We start from the raw sequence: 19,805 nt of genomic DNA, 5'->3' as shown, positions 1-19,805 counted from the left end.
GGGGGGGGAGGACCGCCGCGCCTTTGACAGAGCGGTCCTCCTTCAATCGCGCATCGGATCGAGCGCGAAGACGCTACCCCGTCACCGCCCCGCGAGGCTTGCCAGCTGCGTCCCGTTGCGCGTCAGCAAGGCGGCGGTCTGCACCGTTGCGTCCTGCATCATTTCCGCGCGGCACCGGCGCGACTCGGCAAAGGCATTCAGCCCGCCGGTCCGCGGGGCGCAGGTCCGGTTGACCGCCGACTGCACGCGACGCGCAAGCACACGCCGCCCGGCGTCGCTGGCCAGGTCGAGCCCGGCATGCGAGACACGGATCGTGACGGGGTCGCGCACCGGATCGGCGGCAGCGCCGGTCGCAAAAAGGCACGCGGAAGCGATCGCCGCCGAAGCGACGCTGTGGAGGATCTTCATGATGACGTCCTTTGCTGGTCCTGCGGTCCGCAGGCACACCGGCCTGCGCGCGACTAAGCCCGACCGTCGGGAGGAGCGTCTCTGCGCGGCCTCTCCGACGAAGACCCTCGTCGCTGCGCACGCCCTACGCCCGGATCGTTACGCGCCCGCGACGGTTTGGCGACGGTTCGTCGGTCGCCCCGCGATTTCGATCACCCCGCACCTCGGTGGCGACCGAACGCGCGTTCACATCCCCGGATAGCGTGCGAATTCGGGCAGGCTCGCCAGGTCCGCCATCCACGCCAGCCGCTCCGCGACCTGGATTTGCGCGCCCGGTGCGACCGACTCGGGATCGTCGAGCGTGCACGACTGGATGTCGATGATCCCCGGCAGCGCGACCGGGTTGGTGTAGAACAGTCCGGTCCCGCACGTCCCGCAAAACTGCCGCCGCCCGTGCTCGGACGACGCATAGGTCACCGGATCGCCCGAAATCATCACCTGCTCGGTCCTGAACGCGATCCAGCCGACCATCGGCGCGCCTGCGCTTCGGCGGCAATCCTTACAGTGGCACAGCGCATGATGCGCCGCCTCGCCCGTCGCGACATAGTGGATCGCTCCGCAGTGGCATCGTCCCGACAACATGCACGCCTCCTGTTGATATTCTCGATTTGTTCCACACATCGCTGCGCCGTGCAAGCCTTAGCCGCTTGCCCGATCGCGCCCCGTTCCCTACCTGTTCACCGGTGAACCAGATCGCCCATCCGTCCGACGCAAACCGCCAGCCGCCCTATCTCCGCGGCCTCAACGATCCCCAGCGCGAGGCGGTGCTGACCACCGACGGCCCCGTCCTGATCATCGCGGGCGCGGGCACCGGCAAGACCGCGGCGCTGACCGCGCGACTTGCGCACCTGATCTTCACCAAGAAGGCGTGGCCGTCGGAGATCCTCAGCGTCACTTTCACCAACAAGGCCGCGCGCGAGATGCGCGAGCGCGTCGGGCGTCTGGTCGGCGACGCGGTCGAGGGGATGCCGTGGCTCGGCACCTTCCACGCGATCGCCGCAAAGATGCTGCGCCGCCATGCCGAACTCGTCGGGCTGCAGTCCAACTTCACGATCCTCGATACCGACGACCAGCTGCGGTTGCTGAAACAGCTCATCCTCGCCGCTGATATCGACGAGAAGCGCTTCCCGACGCGCAGCCTCGCCGGGCTGATCGACCAGTGGAAGAACAAGGGCCTCGTCCCCGCCGATATCGATGCGGGCGAGAGCGAGCGCTACGCCAACGGCCGCGGCGGCGAGCTGTACGAGCAATATCAGACCCGGCTGCGCGCGCTCAACGCCTGCGATTTCGGCGACCTGCTGCTCCACATGCTCGTCATCCTGAAGACGCACCGCGACGTGCTGGCGCAGTATCAGCAGCGCTTCAAATACATCATGGTCGACGAGTATCAGGACACCAACTCGTCGCAATATCTCTGGCTGCGGCTGCTCGCGCAGGAGCGCAAGAACATTGCCTGCGTCGGCGACGACGACCAGTCGATCTATTCGTGGCGCGGCGCGCAGGTCGAGAACATCCTGAAGTTCGAACGCGATTTTCCGGGCGCGAAGGTCATCCGTCTCGAACAGAATTACCGCAGCACGCCGCACATCCTCGGCGCCGCGAGCGGCGTGATCGCCAACAATGGCGGCCGCCTCGGCAAGCAGCTCTGGACCGAGCTCGACGTCGGCGAGAAGGTCAAGGTCATCGGCGTCTGGGACGGCCCCGAGGAAGCGCGCCGCGTCGGTGAGGAGATCGAGAGCGTCCGTCGCACGGGCAAGAGCCTCGACGAGGTCGCGATCCTCGTCCGTGCGCAGCACCAGACGCGCGAGTTCGAGGACCGCTTCATCGCGATCGGCATGCCGTACAAGATCGTCGGCGGCTTCCGCTTCTACGAACGCGCCGAGATCCGCGACGCGCTCGCCTATCTCCGCGTCGTCAACCAGCCCGCGGACGATCTCGCCTTCGAACGCATCGTCAACGTCCCCAAGCGCGGGCTCGGCGACAAGGCGGTCGCGCGCATCCACCAGCTCGCGCGCGCCACCGGCACCCCGCTGACCACCGCCGCCGCCCGCATCCTCGACACCGACGAGCTGACCGGGGCTGCAAAGAAGTCGCTCGGCCGCCTCGTCGGCGACATCGCGCGCTGGCGCGACATGGCGACCAGCCTGCCCCACGCCGAACTCGCCCGCCAATTGCTCGACGAGAGCGGCTATACCGCGATGTACCAGGCCGAGAAATCGGTCGAGGCGACCGGCCGGCTCGAGAATCTGAGCGAGCTCGTCCGCGCGATGGAAGAATATGACTCGCTCGGCGCGTTCCTCGAACATGTCTCGCTGGTCATGGACAATGAGGGCGGCGCTCAGGATCCGCAGGTCACGATCATGACCATCCACGCCGCCAAGGGCCTCGAATACGACACCGTCTTCTGCGTCGGCTGGGAGGAAGGGCTGTTCCCCTCGCAGCGCTCGCTCGACGAGGGCGGCGTCAAGAGTCTCGAGGAGGAACGCCGCCTCGCCTATGTCGCGATCACGCGCGCGCGTCGCCTGGCCGTCATCCTCCACGCCGCCAACCGCCGCATCTACGGCCAGTGGAATTCGTCCATCCCCTCGCGTTTCGTCGCCGAATTGCCCGACGAGCATACCGACACCGAGACGACGATGTCGGGCGGCGCGAGCCTGTGGCAGGCGAACTGGTCCGACCGCGCCGACCCGTTCGCCGACGTCGCACGCGGCACCGGCCGCGGCCCCGGCTGGCAGCGCGCGGCCACACCCGGCGGCGGCTTCTCGACCAAGCCCGCCCGCGTCGTCGAAAGCCGGTCCAGCGCGATCAGCCTCGGCAACAAGGGCCGCGACGATCTTTCCCTCGGCCAGCGCGTGTTCCACCAGAAGTTCGGCTATGGCAGCATCGCCGAGATCGAGGGCAACAAGCTCGAGATCGACTTCGAACAGGCCGGCCGCAAACGCGTCATGGACAGCTTCGTCACGATCGCACCGTAGGACGACCGGTCGGCGCCAACCTGTACGGGAGCCGACAACCCCGTTCAGGAACGATGCCGAACCAGGATCGTATCGTCCTTCCAGCCCGATCTCGGGCAAGAGGACACCCCATGAAGTTTACGAATCTCATCGCCGCCGGGCTCGCCTTCGCCACGCTCGGCCTCGGCGTGGCCGCGCCCGCCGAAGCCCAGCGCGATCGGGGCCATAGCCAGCAGTATCGCGACAACGATCACCGCGGCGACCACCGTGCCGATCGTCGCGACTATCGCCGCAACGACCATCGCGGCCGCCACGACGGCCGCCGCTTCCGTGGCCGCGACAATGATCGTCGCAACTGGAACAACAATCGCCGTTGCCGCACCGAATGGCGCAACCATCGTCGCGTCCAGATCTGTCGTTGACGAAAGGCGGGTGGCGGCGCGATGTCGCCACCCGTTACCGGGACACCCTACCGTGAAAGGATTTCGATCATGAAGCGCTCTCTCGGCCTCGCGACGATGATCGCCGCGACTTGCCTGTCCGCCGCCGCCCCCGCCGTCGCGCAGACCAGTGCCGACAACGCCCGTTTCGCCGCCGCCCAGGCGCGCCTCGACAGCGAGTTGCAGATCTTCCGCGAGGAATTCGATCGCCACCAGTCGCTGCGCGGCAATCGTGGCGGCAGCTATGTTCCGCCGGCGCCGCAGGGCGGCTATCGCCAGGCACCCGACCGGTATGAGGGCGGCTATCCCGACGAGCGCGACGAGGGCAATTACGACCCGGCCCGCGACTATCGCGTCGGCCCCAATTATCATGAGCGCACCCTGTCCGCCAACGACCGCGTCTATGCGGGGCAGGACGGCCGCTATTACTGCAAGCGCAACGACGGCACGACCGGGCTGATCATCGGCGCGGCAGGTGGCGGCATCCTCGGCAACGTGATCGACGGCGGCCGCTCGCGGATCGTCGGCTCGCTGCTGGGCGCCGCCGCGGGTGGCCTCGCCGGGCGCGCGGTCGAGCAGAACAACAGCCAGATCCGCTGCCGCTGATCGCGTGCGGCGACCGGGCGTCCATCACGCCCGCCGCCGTTCGCGCCCCCCTCCCCCGAACCCCCCGTCATCCTGACGAAAGTCAGGATCCAGAGCCACGAGCGACACCGCCTCCGGCTCTGGATCCTGGATCAAGTCCAGGATGACGGGTCCTTGGATTCCCCTACTTCGCCGGCCCCATCAGCTTCTGCGCGAAATACGTCATCTGCAGCGCCTGCATCCGCGCCCCCTGCTCGATGTCCGCGTCGCCAGAATGCCCGCCCGCGGTATCCTCGTAGAACAGATACGGCAGGCCATATTCCTTCAGCCGCGCGGCGAACTTGCGCGCATGCTGCGGCCCGACCCGGTCGTCCTTGGTCGTCGTCCAGATATAGGGCTCGGGGTAAGCCCCGCCGCGCTTGATGTTCTGATAGGGCGAAATCGTCTCGAGAAACGCCTTCTCGGCGGGGATCTTCACCGACCCATATTCATCGACCCATGACGCACCCGCGGCGATCTGTTCGTAGCGGATCATGTCGAGCAGCGGCACCTGGATCGTCACCGCCTTCCACAGATCGGGATGCTGGTTGAATTCGACCCCCATCAGCAGCCCGCCATTCGACCCGCCATAGATGCCGAGCGTCGCCGGGCTGGTCAGCTTGCGCGCGATCAGGTCCTGCCCGACCGCGGCGAAATCGTCATAGATGATCTGCCGCTTGGTCTTGCGCCCGGCATCATGCCATTTCGGCCCGAATTCGCCACCACCACGGATATTGGCGAGCACGAAGCTGCCCCCGCGCTCGAGCCACAGCTTGCCCATCACCCCCGAATAATAGGGCGTCATCGACGATTCGAACCCGCCATAGGCGGTCATGATCGTCGGCGTCGTCCCGTCGAGCGGCACGTCCTTCCGGTGGACGATGAAATAGGGGATCTTCGTCCCGTCGGTCGACACCGCCTCGAACTGCTCGACGACGTCGCGCGACGCGTCGAACTTCGCAGGGAGCGCCTTGATCTGCTTGGGCACGCCGCCAGGCCCGGCATCGAGCGTCCACAAGGTCGTCGGCGCGAGGAACCCCGTCACCTGCACGAACGTCGCATTGCTGCGATCGGTCGTGCTGGCGACGTCGACCGAGGCATTGTCGGGCAGCGCGACCGCGCGCGACGTCCAGCCCCCCTTGCCATGCGTGAACACCATCGCCCGCCCGCGGACATTGTCATAGACGCTGGCGACCACGTGATCGCGCGTCACCGACACGCCGTCGACCGACTGGCGATCGGTCGGCGCGAAGACCAGGGTCGGCGTGAACCGGCCCTTACGCACCTCGGCGAGCGGCGCCGAGGCGATCGCGCCGGCGGGGATCCGCCCCCACGCCTCGCTGGTCGAGAAGATCACCTGCCCGTCGACCATGCCTGAGGGAAAGACGCGGTCGGGAACGTCGAGCTTCACGAGCCCGGCCGGCGTGACGACATGCTTCTCGCCGCCGAAAAAGGCCGGGCGCCGCTGGATCATCGTCACGCGGTTGCCCTGCCCGTCGGTCATCACGCTGGCATAGGTGCCGAGCTGGTCCGACGCCTCGCCGCGGAAGATCTCGCGCGCGGCGCTCAGCGGCTGGCCGCGCTTCACCTCCTTGACGACGAACGGATAGCCCGACGCGGTCATCGACCCCGCGCCCCAGTCGCGCGCGACCAACAGCGTGTCCTTGTCGACCCAGCTCGCGCCCTGCTTCGACGTCGACAGCGCAAAACCGTTCGCGACGAACTGCCCGGTCTGCAGATCGAATTCGCGGTAGGACACCGCATCCTCGCCGCCCTCGGACAGCGAGACGAGGCACAGCCGCTCGTCGGGCTGGAGGCAGGACGCGCCCTTCCACACCCATTTCTTGCCCTCGGCCTTGCTCAGCGCGTCGAGATCGAGCGCGGTCGTCCAGGCAGGATTGGCCTGCGCGTAGCCCGCCTCGCTCGTCCACCGCCAGATGCCCTGCGGATGCTCGGCATCGCGCCAGAAATTGTAGATCCGGCCGAAGCGCTGGTCGGGCATCGGGATCCGGTCCTTCGCCGCCGCGATCGCCAGCGCCTCGGCATAGAAGCTCTTGTAGCGCGGATCGTTCTGCAACCGGGGAAGCGTCTTGGCATTCTCCGCCTCGACCCAGGCGAGCGGCTTGGCGCCATCCTTGTCCTCGAGCCAGATATAGGGGTCGGCGGCGGTGTCCGCGGCCGGGGTTGAGGTTGGGGTCGGGGCAGGTTTTGTGTTCGTCATCGGTGCGACTTGGGCGAGCGCACTGCCCGCCGCAAGGCCGGCGCCGCCCGTCAATATCGTCGCCGCAAGCGCAGCCGTAAGAACCCGCATCGTCCATTTCCCCGAATAGCTTGGCGTCATTCATGACGGTGTCTATCGCGGTCTGCAATGCAGTCCGACCAGACAACGGCCCTGGATGGCCTTCCCAAGCCCCGCCGCTTCCTCGCGATCGCCGCCATCTCGGCGGGCACCGCGCTGACCATCATCGACGGCGGCGTCGCCAATGTCGCGCTGCCGACGATCGCACGCGATCTGGGCGTCGACAGCAGTGCGGTGGTGACCGTCGTCACCGTCTATCAGCTGATCCTGGCGATGGCGCTGCTTCCCTTTTCGGGGCTCGGCGACCGGATCGGGCTGAAGCGCATGTATCAATATGGCCAGCTCGTCTTCACCGTCGCGACCCTGCTCTGCTTCTTTGCCAAGAGCCTGCCCTTCCTGCTGGTCGTCCGCGCCGCACAGGCGCTCGGCGCGGCGGCCGCGCTCAGCGTATCGTCCGCGCTGATCCGCTCGATCTACCCGTCGCAGCAGCTCGGCCGCGGGCTCGGCATCAATTCGGTGGTGGTATCGAGTTCGGCGGCACTCGCGCCGACGCTGGGCGGGCTGGTCCTCGCGGTCGCACCCTGGCCCTGGGTCTTTGCCAGCGCGGTGCCGTTCGCGATCCTCAGCCTGATCCTCGGGCGCGCCCTGCCCGATCCCGGGCCGCGGAGCGAACCGTTCGACGTGCTCGGCGCGGTCATGTGCGCGGCGATGATCGGGCTCGTCATCGGCGGGTCGGAGACCGCGGTGCACGGCGACAGCCCCGTCGTCTCGGCGGCGATCGTGCTGACCGGGGTGGCGATCGGCTGGATCTTCGTGCGTCGCGAGCGCGGCGAGACCAAGCCGATCCTGCCGATCGACCTGCTCGCCCGCCCCGTCCTCGCGCTGTCCGCGATCGGCGCCTATACCGCGTTCATCGCGCAGATGACGCTGCTGCTGTCGACGCCGTTCCGGCTGACCCAGGCTTACGGCTTTTCCGCCGCCGAGGTTGGCGCCGCGATCGCGCCATGGCCGCTCGCCAACATGGTCGTGGCGCCGCTGTCCGGATGGCTGTCCGATCGCTATCCCGCCGGGCTGCTCGGCGGCATCGGCATGGCCGTCTCGATCGCTGCGCTGCTGCTGCTCGCGTTCATGCCCGCCGATCCGAGCTATTTCGCCATCGCCTGGCGGATGGCGCTGTGCGGCTCGGGGTTCGGGATGTTCATGGCGCCGAACGCGCGCCTGATCATCGGCTCGGCCCCGCGCGAGCGCGCCGCCGCCGCCGGGGGCCTGATCTCGACGGTCCGGCTGGTCGGCCAGACGACCGGCGCCACCGTCGTCGCCGCGCTGCTCGCGATCGGGGTCGGCGCGGGCACGACGCCGCCGCTGGTCGCAGCCGGCATGGCGCTGGTCGCTGGCCTGTGCAGCGTGTCGCGTCTGCGTCCCTCGATCCGCAACCCGCCGATCGACGAGACCCGCGACGTCCAGCCGGCCGCGCAGGCGCGCTAGCCGCCGCCTCCCGTTCAGAACGCCGCGATCGGCCTCGGCTCGCCCAGCATCGCCTGCCGGACCAGCGGGATCGGTGGCCCGCCATAGCGCAGCAGCCGGTCGTGGAACGCCTTCCACGCCCGCCGCCCGCCCCGCCCCGCGGTCCAGTCCTCGCGCAGCCGGCGGATCATCAGCTTGCCCATCGTGTAGTTGAGATAGGCCGGATCATAAGTGCCGCGCAGCGCCTGTTGCCGCGCATTGCCCTCGTCCTGGTAACATTGGTCGACGAACAGCGTGAACGCCTCCGCCTGGCTCATGCCGCGCGCATGCATCCCGATCGCGGCGAGGAACCGGCAGTCGCGCAGCAGCGCGTTCGACAGCTGGCCGATATGGATGTCCGCGCGGCCGCCGCCCAGCCCCGCCTCCCACATCATCTCCTCGGCATAATGCGCCCAGCCCTCGGCATAGCCATAGCCGACGAACACCCGCCCGATCAGCGACGGCACGCGATTGGCGTGGAGGAAATGGACGAAATGCCCGGGCATCGCCTCGTGGATCGAGGTGAAGAGCAGGTCCGCCTTGCCCGGCACGAACGCATCCCGCACCGCTGGCGTCCAGCGCGGATCGGGCGGCGAGATGTAATAGACCGACGGCACGCCGCGATCGAACGGGCCCGGCGGATCGATATAGGCGAGATTCTGCCGGCTATAGGGCGGGCTCTCCTCGACCAGCGCCTGTTCGTTGCCGGCCAGCGTCAGCAGGTCGCGCCGCAGGATGAACGCGCGCAGCATCGGGATCTGGCGGCGCGCCTCGGCGACCGGTCCGTCGACCGGCTTGTCCGCATTCACCTGCGCCAGACAGTCGCGGACCGTCAGGCCGAACGCGAACCGGGCACAGGCCGCGGCGAGCGCGCGCTGGTTGCGCGCCAGATCGGCCCGCCCCGCCGCCTCGAGCGTCCCGATCGGCGTGTCGACCCCCTCGGTCTCGCGCAGCATCTTCGCGAACAGCGCGGGTCCCAGCGCGAACGACCGCGTCGCGCTCGGGCGCTGCGCCTCGACCCAGAGCGCCAGGTCGCGCATCGCCTCCGACGCGGTCATCGCCGCATCGGCGAGTTCGCGCTGCAGCCCCTCGTCCGCGATGCTGGCGAACGCCTTGACCGAATCGTCCATGTAATAGGACGCAAAGCCGCGGAACGCGTTGGCGGCATAGTCGATATGGCTGATCGGCATTGGCGTCGCGAGGTTCGCGCGGATCTGCAGCGTCGCCGCCGGGATCCGGCGCAGCAGCGCGATCAGCGCGCGCATCCGCCGAACCGGGTCGGCATAGGCACGCACGACATAGACATTGGGGTCGAGCCCGCCCGCGACATACCAGGCCGGGTTGCGATGCGGCGCGTCCGCCGCCTCGAGCCAGAACAGCTTGTCGCGCGCCACCATCACCAGATAGTCGCGCTCGAACCGCTGGTCGGGGCTGAGCGCCGCCGCCTCGAACCGTCCCGCCGCCGCGATCGACCGGTGCAGGAACGCCGCCTGCCGACCCAGCCCCGCAGCGCTCCAGTCGGGCAGCCCGCCATCATGCTCATGCCGCCCCTGATAGACCGCAAAGGCCGGGTCGAGCGCGAACCACGTCGCGACGAACCGGTCGCGAAACGCAGTCCACGCATCGGGCGCGATCGCAGCGACGGGGGCGGTGACGGGCGTGGCGGCGACGCGGTCCCGCGTCTGCGGATCGTCCGGCGTACAGCTGCCCAGCGCCAGCAGCAGCGCCGCCGTCCTCGCCGGGAACCTCGTCCGCATTGATCTCCCCCCTCACGCCGTAGCGTGCCCGCAATGCTGCCAGCGGAATCGCGCGGACGCCAGAGTTGGAACGGCCAATAGCCCGGACCGTTAACGTAAGGACCTTGGCGACAACCCCGGAGATTGACATGCCCTTCATTAAAACCCGAGACGGCACAGACATTTACGTCAAGGACTGGGGCAGCGGGCGGCCCGTCATCCTCACGCATGGCTGGCCATTAAATGCCGACAGCTGGGATGCGCAGGCGATGGCGCTGGCCGAGGCGGGCTTCCGCGCGATCGCCTATGACCGCCGCGGCTTCGGACGGTCGGGCCAGCCCTGGTCGGGCTATGACTATGACACGCTGACCGACGATCTCGCCGACGTCATGGCCGCGACCGGCGCGACCGAGGATGCGACGCTCGTCGGCTTCTCGATGGGCGGCGGCGAGGTCGCGCGCTACATGAGCCGCCACGACGGCAAGGGCGTGATCGCCGCCGGGCTGATCGCCTCGGTCGTGCCCTATATGCTCAAGACCGACGACAATCCCCACGGCGTCCCCGAAGCGACGCTCGCCAGCATCGGCGCCGGGATCAAGGAGGATCGCCCCGCCTTCTTCCGCACCTTCCTGCAGCAGTTCCTCGGCGTCGGGTTCATCACCTCGCCGGTCAGCGACGAGATGGTCGACTGGGTCTGGGGTCTGGCGATGCAGGCGGGGCTGCGCCCGACGCTCGCCTGCGCCGAATCGTTCGGCCATACCGACTTCCGCGCCGACCTCGCCGCGTTCCGCGTGCCGACGCTGATCGTCCACGGCACTGCCGACAAGACCGTCCCGATCGACGCCACCGGCCGCGCCGCGGCGACGGGCATCGCGGGCTCGCAGCTGGTCGAATATGACGGCGCCCCGCACGGGCTCACGCTCACCGAAAGCGACCGCTTCACGCAGGACCTGCTGCGCTTCCTCGGCCGGTAACCCCGCCTGCCAATCCTCCCCCGCAAGGGGGAGGATCGTAAGTCAGTTCCCCAGCGGCACGATCACCTCGTCCGGGTGCGCGACGTTCAGCTCCTTGCGGACCATCTCGTCGACCATGTCCGGATTGGCATGGTCCGGGTTGAGCAGCGCCACCCGGTTCTTGAGCACCTCGCGCTTGCGGTCGAGCACGGCATAGTCGCGCTCCCGCTTCGCCAGCTGCCGCTTGTAGTCGCCATACGCGAACATCCCGTTCGGCCCGAGCACGGCATAGGCGCCGAAGAACGCCATCAGCGTCAGCCCCAGCGCAGGCCAGGCGGCCTTACGCATCGTCCGCCGCAACTTGGTGCTCTTCGTCGTGCTGGTCGTGCGCGCCATGGGGTCCTCCGGGTCTTAGCCTATCAGCCGCCGATCAGGATGTCGCGACCCGCATAGCGCGCCGCGTCGCCCAGCTCTTCCTCGATCCGGATCAGCTGGTTGTACTTGGCGAGCCGGTCCGACCGCGCAAGGCTGCCCGTCTTGATCTGCCCGCAATTGGTCGCGACCGCGAGGTCGGCGATCGTCGAATCCTCGGTCTCGCCCGAGCGATGCGACATGACCGCGGTGTACTTGGCGCGCTGTGCCATCGACACGGCTTCCAGCGTCTCGGTCAGCGTGCCGATCTGGTTGACCTTCACCAGCAGCGAATTGGCATAGCCGCCCTCGATCCCGCGCTTCAGCCGCTTCGGGTTGGTCACGAACAGATCGTCGCCGACCAGCTGGACCTTGTCGCCGATCAGGTCGGTGAGCGTCTTCCAGCCCTCCCAGTCGTCCTCGCCCATGCCGTCCTCGATCGAGAAGATCGGATAGCGGCGCGTCAGGTCGGCGAGATACTCGGCCATCTCGGCGCTCTCGAGGATCTTCCCCTCGCCCGAAATGTCGTACTTGCCGTTCTTGTAGAACTCGGTCGCGGCGCAATCGAGCGCGAGCATCACGTCCTCGCCGGGCTTGTAGCCGGCCTTCTCGATGCTCGACATGATGAAGTCGAGCGCCTCGGTCGTGCTGCCGATGTTCGGCGCGAAACCGCCCTCGTCGCCGACGCTGGTCGACAGGCCCTTCGCGCTCAGGCCCTTCTTCAGCGTGTGGAAGATCTCCGAGCCGCAGCGCACCGCCTCGAGGATGTTCGACGCGCCGACCGGCACGATCATGAATTCCTGGAAATCGATCGGGTTGTCGGCATGCTCGCCGCCATTGATGATGTTCATCATCGGCACCGGCAACAGATGCGCCTGGACGCCGCCGACATAGCGGTACAGCGGCAGGCCGCGCGCTTCGGCGGCCGCCTTGGCCGCGGCCAGGCTGACGCCCAGGATCGCGTTCGCGCCCAGCCGCGCCTTGTTCTCGGTGCCGTCGAGCTCGATCATCGCGCGGTCGAGGTCCGACTGGTCCTCCGCGTCCATGCCCAGCACCGTGTCGGTGATCTCGTCATTGACCGCGTCGACCGCGCTGTCGACGCCCTTGCCGCCCCAGCGCGTGGCGTCGCCGTCACGCTTCTCGACCGCCTCGTGCGCACCGGTCGAGGCGCCCGACGGCACCGCGGCGCGGCCGAAGCTGCCATCCTCGAGCAGGACGTCGACCTCGATCGTCGGATTGCCCCGGCTATCGAGGATCTGGCGGGCGTGAATGTCGATGATTGCGGTCACGTAACGATGCTCCTACAAATCCCCAAGCTGGTCGATCGCCCGGGACGTTCGCGCTGCCTCTACCGCCTCGCGTCATATCGGGCAATCGGGCCGACTAGGGGAACCGTGCCTGCGCACCGGTGTTGAGGGCGTAGCATTTCGAAAGGGACGACCATGGCCGATACCGACGCACAGCCGATGACCACAGGCGATGTCGCCGCCGCCGGCACTGCCACCATCGCAGAGCCGCTGAAGGGCGGCGTCACGCGGCTCGACGACGCCGCTGACACCACCGGCACCAAGGCGACCGAGGCCAAGCAGGTGATCAAGGACAATGCGAGCAAATATGGCCAGCAGGCCGCCGACAAGGCGCGTCTGTTCGCCGAGGACGGCAAGGCCCGCGCCGGCACCGCGCTCGAGCAGGTCGCACAGTTGCTGACCGACGCCGCTGCGCAGGTCGATGACAAGCTCGGCGCGCAATATGGCGGCTATGCCCGCAGCGCCGCGGACAGCGTCTCGGGCTTCGCCGAGCAGGTCCGTAGCAAGGACATCGACGCACTGGTCGACGACGTCACCGCACTGGTCCGCAAGTCGCCCGCCGTTGCGGTCGGTGCGGCCGCGGCCCTCGGCTTCGTCGTGGCACGACTGGTCCAGTCGGGCATCGATGCAAACCCGAAGGACTGAGGTCTTGGCGGATCCCATCCCCTTTGCGCTCGATGGTGAGGAAAGCCTGACCGCGGTCGTCGGCCGTCTGGCCGGCGAGACGCGCGCGCTCGCGACCGCGGAAATTGCGGTGTACAAGGCAAAGTTCGGCGAGACGGCGACGGCGTACAAATCGGCGGCGATGTTCTTCGCCATTGCCGGGGTGTTGGCGCTGGCCGCGTTGATCGCACTTCTGGTCGGTGCGATCTTGACGCTGGCGACGCTGGTGGGGCCAGGATGGGCGACGGCCATCGTCGTCCTTGTCGTGCTGGCGATTGCCGGCGCGCTCGCGATGGTCGGCAAGTCGAAGCTTAAGCCCGAAAGCGAGCCCGCCACATGACATCCGCCAAAGTCGCCGCCGCAGAGATCGAAGCGGCCCTCGCCCGCCAGCGCGTCATGATGACGATCGGGCAGTTGCAGGACCGCCTCAATCCGCGTCGGCTGGCGCTCAACGCCAGCCGCGACGTTGCCGATGTCGGCACCGCCGCGCTCAATGCCAGTGTCGAGACGGTACGCCGCAACCCCGGTCCCGCCGCGGGCGCCGCGGCTGTGGCGGGCCTGTTTCTCGCCCGTCACCGTATCGTCGGACTGTTTCGCCGCGGGCGCTGATCGCGCCCCAACCATATTGTCCCGGCCGCGTCCCGATGGCGCCGCCGGAAATCAGAAGGACCGTCCCATGACCGACGCCCACACCAAGATCGAAAACGCCGAACATCGCCTGCGCGAGGGTCTCGACACCGTTCGCGACACCGCCGCAAAGGTCTATCACGACGCCGGCGACAAGGCCGCCGAGGCGCTCGACGCGTCGAAGGAAACCGCACGTCGTACCGTCAACAGCCTCGAATCCAACCCGCTCGGCATTCTCGTCGGCGGCCTGGTCGTCGGTGCGCTCGCGGGTGTGCTGATCCCGCGCTCGGCACGTGAGAAGTCGTTGCTCGCGCCGCTCGGCAAGCGTCTCGGCGAGACCGCGATCGCCGCCACCGCCGCCGCCAAGGCGGCCGGCCAGTCGGAGCTCGGCGAGCTCGGCCTTACCAAGGACAATGCCCGTGGCCAGGCCAAGGGTCTCGTCGAGGGGATCGTCAAGGCGCTGACCACCGCGGGTACCGCAGGTGCGAAGGCCGTTTCGCAAAAGACCCCCGGCTAAAGGACCGGTCCGCAAAGGGTTCAAAGCGCGGGTCGAACACGCTAGGGCGTCTGCAACCCCCATTCCAAGGACAGCAGCGCATGAGCAAGCTTCATCTCGTATTCGGCGGCCGCGTCAGCGACCCGCGCACCCTGGATTTCAACGACCTCAGCAAGATCGAATTCGTCGGTGTGTTCCCCGACTATGCCAGCGCCGAAAAGGCCTGGCGTGCTGCAGCGCAGCGCACGGTCGACGATGCCGAGATGAAGTTCGTCGTCGTGCATCTCCACCGCATGCTCGAGCCGAACCTGACCACCACCCCAACGGCGTAACACGCCGCACGGCGACGAGGCGGCCCGGACCGCGGTCGGCACCCGGTGCCCGACCGCCCACCGCCTCTACGCCCTATGGCTGGCTTAGGACGGCAATCCCCAATCCGTCATCCCGACGAAAGTCAGGACCCAGAGCCGCAAACGCCATCCAGCGTCACCTGCCTGCCGGCTCGTCCCCACCCCCGTCATCCTGACGAAAGTCAGGATCCAGGGTTACGGGGCGTGTCGTTTGTGGCTCTGGATCCTGACTTTCGTCAGGATGACGGAAGCGTTTGAGGCGACTGCAACACGCAAACCGCCAGCACCCGGCCCCTCAGGCCGTGCGGTACCGCCACAACAACAACGGCCGCGCGAGCACCAGCCCCGCCAGAAACCCGCCGATATGCGCGCCGACCGCGATCGACCCATTGGCCCCCACCGACGCGCCGAACCCCGCGACCCCCATCATCAGCTGGATGCCGATCCACGCCGCGGCCAGCCACAGCACGTGTACGACCCCCGCGGGCACCGGTCCGATCGCGCGCGCGCGTCGCTCACCATAGAGCAGCGCATAGGCGCCCACGACCGCCGAGATCGCGCCGCTGGCGCCGACCATCGGTGCGATCGATCGGGGATCGAGCACCCATTGCCCGGCGGCCGCGAAATACGCGCCGACGATGTAGAGGACGACGATCTGCATGGTGCCGATCGCCCGCTCGACGAACTGTCCGCAATAGACCAGCATGACGAGGTTGAGCGCGAGATGCGCCCAGCCGCCATGGAGCAGCGCCGCGGTCAGTGGCGTCGCCCAGGCGGGGATCGCAAAGTTGTGACCGCCCGCCATGCCGAGCTCGGTCAGCCGAAGCGGGATGAAGCCCGCATTCACCACCCAATAGGGCAGCGCGCCGGTCACCAGCAAAAGCCCCGAGATCACGACCGTCACGATCGTGATGATCGCCGTCGCCCGCGTCTCGAAAAATGTCATGATGCCTAGATGAACTCGATCTTGGAGACGACGTAATAGCGCTCGCCGGCGGGCACCGTGACCTCGACCTCTTCGTCGAGCTTGCGCCCGATCAGCCCGCGACCCAGCGGCGAGTTGTACGAGATCCGGCCGGTCTTGGCGTTCGCCTCAGTCTGGCCGACGATCTGGTACTTCACCGGCTTGTCGTTCTCGTCGAGCAGCGTAACGGTCGCGCCGAACACGACCTTGTCGCCCGAAAGCTCCTTGGGGTCGATGATCTGCGCGCGGCTCAGCTTGTCCTCGATGTCCGAGATCGAGGCCTCGACCTGGCCCTGACGCTCCTTGGCGGCGTGATATTCGGCGTTCTCCGACAGGTCGCCATGCGCCCGCGCTTCCTCGATCGCATCGACGATCGTCGGGCGTTCGGCCTTGAGGCGCTTCAGATCCGCGGACAGCGTCTCATAGCCCTCTTGCAGCATTGGCATCTTTTCGACGGTCGCCATATCTCGTCCCCAATTCATTACCCAACGCAAGCCGTTACGCGGCCCGCTCACACATCACGCTCTCATGTCGGGATCAGTTGTGCGACTGCGAATAATAGGATTGCAAGGGCCGTACTTCAAGGCTGTGCGTCGAAAGCTTCGCGATCGCCTTGGCCGCCTCGAGCGAGGCGGGGGCGGTCGTGAAGTAGGGAATCCGCTGGCCGAGTGCGGACGCGCGGATCGGCTGCGAGTCCTTCAGGCTCTGCCACCCCTCCGTCGTGTTAAAGATCAGCGCGATGTCGCCGTCCTTGATCCGGTCGACGATATGTGGCCGTCCCTGCGCGACCTTGTTGACCGTCTCCACCGGCAGGCCGGCGCGGGCGAGATGCTCCGCAGTGCCCCCGGTCGCGACGATCGAGAAGCCGGTGTCGACCAGTGCCTTGACCGCCTCGACGATCATCGCCTTGTCGCTGTCCTTCACGCTGACGAAGACGCTGCCCTTGGTCGGCAGGATCGTCCCCGCCCCCAGCTGTGCCTTGGCGAAGGCGATCGTGAAATCGGGATCGATTCCCATGACTTCGCCGGTCGACTTCATTTCCGGTGACAGCACGGGATCGACGCCGGGGAACTTGTTGAAGGGGAACACCGCCTCCTTCACCGCATAATAATCGATATGCCGGTCGATCTTGGGCAGGTCCTTCAGCTGCTCGCCCGCCATCACGCGCGCGGCGATCTTGGCGATCGGCGCACCGATCGCCTTGGCGACGAACGGCACGGTCCGCGATGCGCGCGGGTTGACCTCGATCAGGTAGACCAGCCCGTCCTTGACCGCGAACTGGATGTTCATGAGGCCCACGACCGACAGCGCATGCGCGAGCGCGACCGTTTGCCGCTCGATCTCGGCGACGATCTCCGCCGACAGCGAATAAGGCGGGATCGAGCAGGCGCTGTCGCCCGAATGGACGCCCGCCTCCTCGATATGCTGCAGCACGCCCGCGACGACGACATCGGTCCCGTCGCAGATCGCGTCGACATCGACCTCGATCGCATCGCGCAAATACTGGTCGATCAGCACCGGCGAGTCGCCCGACACCTGCACCGCGGTCGCGATGTAATGCTCGAGCTGCCCCAGCGTATCGACGATCTCCATCGCCCGCCCGCCGAGCACATAGCTCGGCCGCATCAGCACCGGATAACCGATCCGCTCGGCCGCAGCGACCGCCTCGTCACGGCTGCGTGCAAGCCCGTTGGCAGGCTGCAACAGCCCCAGCTTGGTGATCAGCGCCGCGAACCGCTCGCGGTCCTCCGCCAGATCGATCGCGTCGGGCGTCGTCCCCAGGATCGGGATCCCGGCCGCTTCCAGCGCGCGCGCGAGGTTCAGCGGGGTCTGCCCGCCGAATTGCACGATCACGCCGACCAGCTCGCCCTTCGACGCCTCTACATGCAGGATCTCGAGCACGTCCTCGGCGGTCAGCGGCTCGAAATACAGCCGGTCGCTGGTGTCGTAATCGGTCGACACGGTCTCCGGGTTGCAGTTGACCATGATCGTCTCATAGCCCGCATCCGCCAGCGCGAAGCACGCATGGCAGCAGCAATAATCGAACTCGATCCCCTGCCCGATCCGGTTCGGCCCGCCGCCGAGGATGACGATCTTCTTCCGGTCGGTCGGCGCGGACTCGTTCTCGGGCTCGCCGAAGCTCGGCGCCTCGTAGGTCGAGTACATGTACGGCGTCTTCGCGTCGAATTCCGCCGCGCAGGTATCGATCCGCTTGAACACCGGCCGCACGCCGAGCTTCAGGCGATGCTGGCGCACCTCCTCCTCGGTCACGCCACCAGTCATCGCCTTGACGACCTCGTGGATCAGCCCCGACCCGCGCGCGATCCCGCGGTTCATGCCGCGCAGATTGGCGGATTGCAGCGCGAGCCAGGCGAGCCTTTTGTCGCTGAACCCCATGCTCTTGAGACGCCGCATGCCCGGCGCGTCGATCGGCAGCCCGTCCTTCATCACCTCGGCCTCGGCCGCGATGATCTCGGCGATCCGCTCAAGGAACCACGGATCATACTTCGCGATCGCGTGCACCTCGGCGACGGTGAAGCCCTCGCGCAACGCCTGTGCGGCGACCAGCAGCCGGTCGGGGGTCGCGACGGCCAGCGCCGCCTCGATCTCCGCGCGCGGCGCGCCGACCAGATGGTCGACCTGGTTGAAGCCCGACAGCCCGGTCTCGAGCCCACGCAACGCCTTCTGCATCGATTCGTGGATGTTGCGGCCGATCGCCATCACCTCGCCGACCGACTTCATCGCGGTGCCGAGCGTGCTCGACGCACCCTTGAACTTCTCGAATGCGAAGCGCGGGATCTTGGTGACGACATAGTCGATCGTCGGCTCGAAGCTCGCGGGCGTCGCGCCGGTGATGTCGTTTTCGATCTCGTCGAGCGTGTAGCCGACCGCTAGCTTGGCCGCGACCTTGGCGATCGGGAAGCCCGTTGCCTTCGACGCCAGCGCCGACGAGCGCGACACGCGCGGGTTCATCTCGATGACGACGAGCCGGCCGTCCTTCGGATTGACTGCGAACTGGACGTTCGAACCGCCTGTTTCGACACCGATTTCCCGCAGTACCGCGATCGATGCGTTGCGCATGATCTGGTATTCCTTGTCGGTCAGCGTCAGCGCCGGCGCGACCGTGATCGAGTCGCCGGTATGGACGCCCATCGGATCAACATTCTCGATCGAGCAGATGATGATCGCGTTGTCCTTGCGGTCGCGCACCACCTCCATCTCATACTCTTTCCAGCCGAGCAGCGATTCCTCGATCAGCACCTCGGTGGTCGGCGACAGGTCGAGCCCGTTGCGGACGATCGCGATGAACTCCTCGCGGTTATACGCGATCCCGCCGCCCGATCCGCCCATCGTGAAGCTCGGCCGGATGATCGACGGAAGCCCCGTCTTTTCAAGCCCTTCGAGCGCTTCCTCGACAGTATGTGCGATCGCCGAGCGCGCGCTTTCCAGCCCGATCCGGTCCATCGCGTCGCGGAACTTCAGCCGGTCCTCGGCCATGTCGATCGCATCGGCATCCGCGCCGATCATCGTCACGCCGAATTTCTCGAGCGTACCGTCATGGAACAGCGCGAGCGCGGTGTTGAGCGCGGTCTGCCCGCCCATCGTCGGCAAGATCGCGTCCGGGCGTTCCTTCTCGATGATCTTGGCGACGATCGCGGGCGTGATCGGCTCGACATAGGTCGCGTCGGCCAGCTCGGGATCGGTCATGATCGTCGCGGGGTTCGAATTGACGAGGACGATCCGGTAACCCTCCTCCTTCAACGCCTTGATCGCCTGCGTGCCCGAATAATCGAACTCGCACGCCTGGCCGATGACGATGGGTCCTGCGCCGATGACGAGGATCGAGGAGATGTCGGTGCGTTTTGGCATTATTTCTCTTCATTCTCGCAAATTAGCGGGTCAGTGGTCATCGCTACGGCCAAATGACGCGTTTGGGCGGAATAGATCAGGCCACCGACAGATCGGTAGGGAATGTTTATACCAGCGCGCAGTCTGGCGAACCGAATACCTTTGGCAGTAGCGTCCGCCTC

19 protein-coding genes are annotated in these 19,805 nt (G+C 67.3%); 10 read left to right on the top strand and 9 right to left on the bottom strand.

Annotated elements, in window-relative coordinates; translation table 11 throughout:
• Positions 1 to 81: 81 nt before the first annotated feature.
• Positions 82 to 408: a UrcA family protein gene (locus tag sphst_RS03360; protein ID WP_031396464.1), complete on the bottom strand. Its 327-nt coding sequence runs from the start codon at positions 406 to 408 to the stop codon at positions 82 to 84.
• A gap of 225 nt (positions 409 to 633) precedes the next feature.
• Entirely contained in the window at positions 634 to 1,029 is a 396-nt protein-coding gene (locus tag sphst_RS03355; RefSeq protein ID WP_031396463.1) for a GFA family protein, read from the bottom strand.
• Between the two features lie 101 nt (positions 1,030 to 1,130).
• On the opposite strand from sphst_RS03355, the gene sphst_RS03350 reads away from it, so the two are divergent.
• The 3 genes from sphst_RS03350 to sphst_RS03340 all read left to right on the top strand — a co-directional run bounded on the left by sphst_RS03350 (position 1,131) and on the right by sphst_RS03340 (position 4,447).
• Entirely contained in the window at positions 1,131 to 3,422 is a 2,292-nt protein-coding gene (locus sphst_RS03350) for an ATP-dependent helicase (RefSeq protein WP_414712107.1), read from the top strand.
• A gap of 110 nt (positions 3,423 to 3,532) precedes the next feature.
• Positions 3,533 to 3,823: a hypothetical protein gene (locus sphst_RS03345; RefSeq protein WP_107045143.1), complete on the top strand. Its 291-nt coding sequence runs from the start codon at positions 3,533 to 3,535 to the stop codon at positions 3,821 to 3,823.
• Positions 3,824 to 3,892: 69 nt separating this feature from the next.
• On the top strand, positions 3,893 to 4,447 hold the full coding sequence (locus tag sphst_RS03340; RefSeq protein ID WP_107045142.1) for a glycine zipper 2TM domain-containing protein: 555 nt from the start codon (positions 3,893 to 3,895) through the stop codon (positions 4,445 to 4,447).
• 163 nt (positions 4,448 to 4,610) lie between these two features.
• Here sphst_RS03340 and sphst_RS03335 read toward each other — a convergent pair whose 3' ends face one another.
• Positions 4,611 to 6,686 (bottom strand): prolyl oligopeptidase family serine peptidase, encoded by a 2,076-nt coding sequence (locus sphst_RS03335; RefSeq protein WP_107045177.1) that lies wholly within the window; start codon positions 6,684 to 6,686, stop codon positions 4,611 to 4,613.
• A 147-nt stretch (positions 6,687 to 6,833) separates the two neighbouring features.
• Here sphst_RS03335 and sphst_RS03330 point away from each other — a divergent pair, with 147 nt between their 5' ends.
• A complete protein-coding gene (locus tag sphst_RS03330; RefSeq protein ID WP_107045141.1) occupies positions 6,834 to 8,249 on the top strand; it encodes an MFS transporter in 1,416 nt (471 codons plus the stop codon).
• A 14-nt stretch (positions 8,250 to 8,263) separates the two neighbouring features.
• Here the strand turns inward: sphst_RS03330 and sphst_RS03325 are convergent, their stop codons facing one another.
• Positions 8,264 to 10,024, bottom strand: coding sequence for a DUF885 domain-containing protein (locus sphst_RS03325; protein ID WP_107045140.1), 1,761 nt, complete (start codon positions 10,022 to 10,024; stop codon positions 8,264 to 8,266).
• A gap of 128 nt (positions 10,025 to 10,152) precedes the next feature.
• Between sphst_RS03325 and sphst_RS03320 the strand changes: the two genes are divergently transcribed.
• Positions 10,153 to 10,977 carry an alpha/beta fold hydrolase gene (locus sphst_RS03320; RefSeq protein WP_031393146.1) on the top strand — a complete coding sequence of 275 codons (825 nt, stop codon included), beginning with the start codon at positions 10,153 to 10,155 and terminating at the stop codon, positions 10,975 to 10,977.
• Between the two features lie 42 nt (positions 10,978 to 11,019).
• Here the strand turns inward: sphst_RS03320 and sphst_RS03315 are convergent, their stop codons facing one another.
• Both sphst_RS03315 and eno read right to left on the bottom strand, forming a co-directional pair.
• Positions 11,020 to 11,352 carry an FtsB family cell division protein gene (locus sphst_RS03315; protein ID WP_042466854.1) on the bottom strand — a complete coding sequence of 111 codons (333 nt, stop codon included), beginning with the start codon at positions 11,350 to 11,352 and terminating at the stop codon, positions 11,020 to 11,022.
• Positions 11,353 to 11,375: 23 nt separating this feature from the next.
• On the bottom strand, positions 11,376 to 12,656 hold the full coding sequence (eno, locus tag sphst_RS03310) for a phosphopyruvate hydratase (RefSeq protein ID WP_031393148.1): 1,281 nt from the start codon (positions 12,654 to 12,656) through the stop codon (positions 11,376 to 11,378).
• 153 nt (positions 12,657 to 12,809) lie between these two features.
• Between eno and sphst_RS03305 the strand changes: the two genes are divergently transcribed.
• The 5 genes from sphst_RS03305 (at position 12,810) to sphst_RS03285 (ending at position 14,792) form a co-directional block, all read left to right on the top strand.
• Positions 12,810 to 13,319 (top strand): hypothetical protein, encoded by a 510-nt coding sequence (locus tag sphst_RS03305; RefSeq protein WP_031393149.1) that lies wholly within the window; start codon positions 12,810 to 12,812, stop codon positions 13,317 to 13,319.
• A 4-nt stretch (positions 13,320 to 13,323) separates the two neighbouring features.
• Positions 13,324 to 13,677 (top strand): phage holin family protein, encoded by a 354-nt coding sequence (locus tag sphst_RS03300; RefSeq protein ID WP_234387280.1) that lies wholly within the window; start codon positions 13,324 to 13,326, stop codon positions 13,675 to 13,677.
• Complete coding sequence (locus tag sphst_RS03295; RefSeq protein ID WP_052149343.1) at positions 13,674 to 13,946, top strand: hypothetical protein; 273 nt, start codon at positions 13,674 to 13,676, stop codon at positions 13,944 to 13,946. Before sphst_RS03300 ends, sphst_RS03295 begins: the two co-directional genes overlap by 4 nt.
• A gap of 67 nt (positions 13,947 to 14,013) precedes the next feature.
• A complete protein-coding gene (locus tag sphst_RS03290) occupies positions 14,014 to 14,481 on the top strand; it encodes a hypothetical protein (RefSeq protein ID WP_042466851.1) in 468 nt (155 codons plus the stop codon).
• An 80-nt stretch (positions 14,482 to 14,561) separates the two neighbouring features.
• Positions 14,562 to 14,792, top strand: coding sequence for a DUF4170 domain-containing protein (locus sphst_RS03285; protein WP_031395167.1), 231 nt, complete (start codon positions 14,562 to 14,564; stop codon positions 14,790 to 14,792).
• 313 nt (positions 14,793 to 15,105) lie between these two features.
• Here the strand turns inward: sphst_RS03285 and sphst_RS03280 are convergent, their stop codons facing one another.
• From sphst_RS03280 to carB, 3 genes are all read right to left on the bottom strand, one after another.
• On the bottom strand, positions 15,106 to 15,756 hold the full coding sequence (locus tag sphst_RS03280) for a rhomboid family intramembrane serine protease (RefSeq protein WP_056405546.1): 651 nt from the start codon (positions 15,754 to 15,756) through the stop codon (positions 15,106 to 15,108).
• 5 nt (positions 15,757 to 15,761) lie between these two features.
• A complete protein-coding gene (gene greA / locus sphst_RS03275; protein WP_031394601.1) occupies positions 15,762 to 16,238 on the bottom strand; it encodes a transcription elongation factor GreA in 477 nt (158 codons plus the stop codon).
• A gap of 73 nt (positions 16,239 to 16,311) precedes the next feature.
• A complete protein-coding gene (gene carB, locus sphst_RS03270) occupies positions 16,312 to 19,644 on the bottom strand; it encodes a carbamoyl-phosphate synthase large subunit (RefSeq protein WP_031394602.1) in 3,333 nt (1,110 codons plus the stop codon).
• Positions 19,645 to 19,805 lie beyond the last annotated feature (161 nt).

Origin of the sequence: Sphingomonas sp. STIS6.2 (assembly GCF_000732685.2) — a bacterium.
Lineage (GTDB): Bacteria > Pseudomonadota > Alphaproteobacteria > Sphingomonadales > Sphingomonadaceae > Sphingomonas > Sphingomonas aerolata.
The sequence above is the reverse complement of the archived record's forward strand: the minus strand, read 5'-3'. Positions and strand labels throughout refer to the sequence as shown.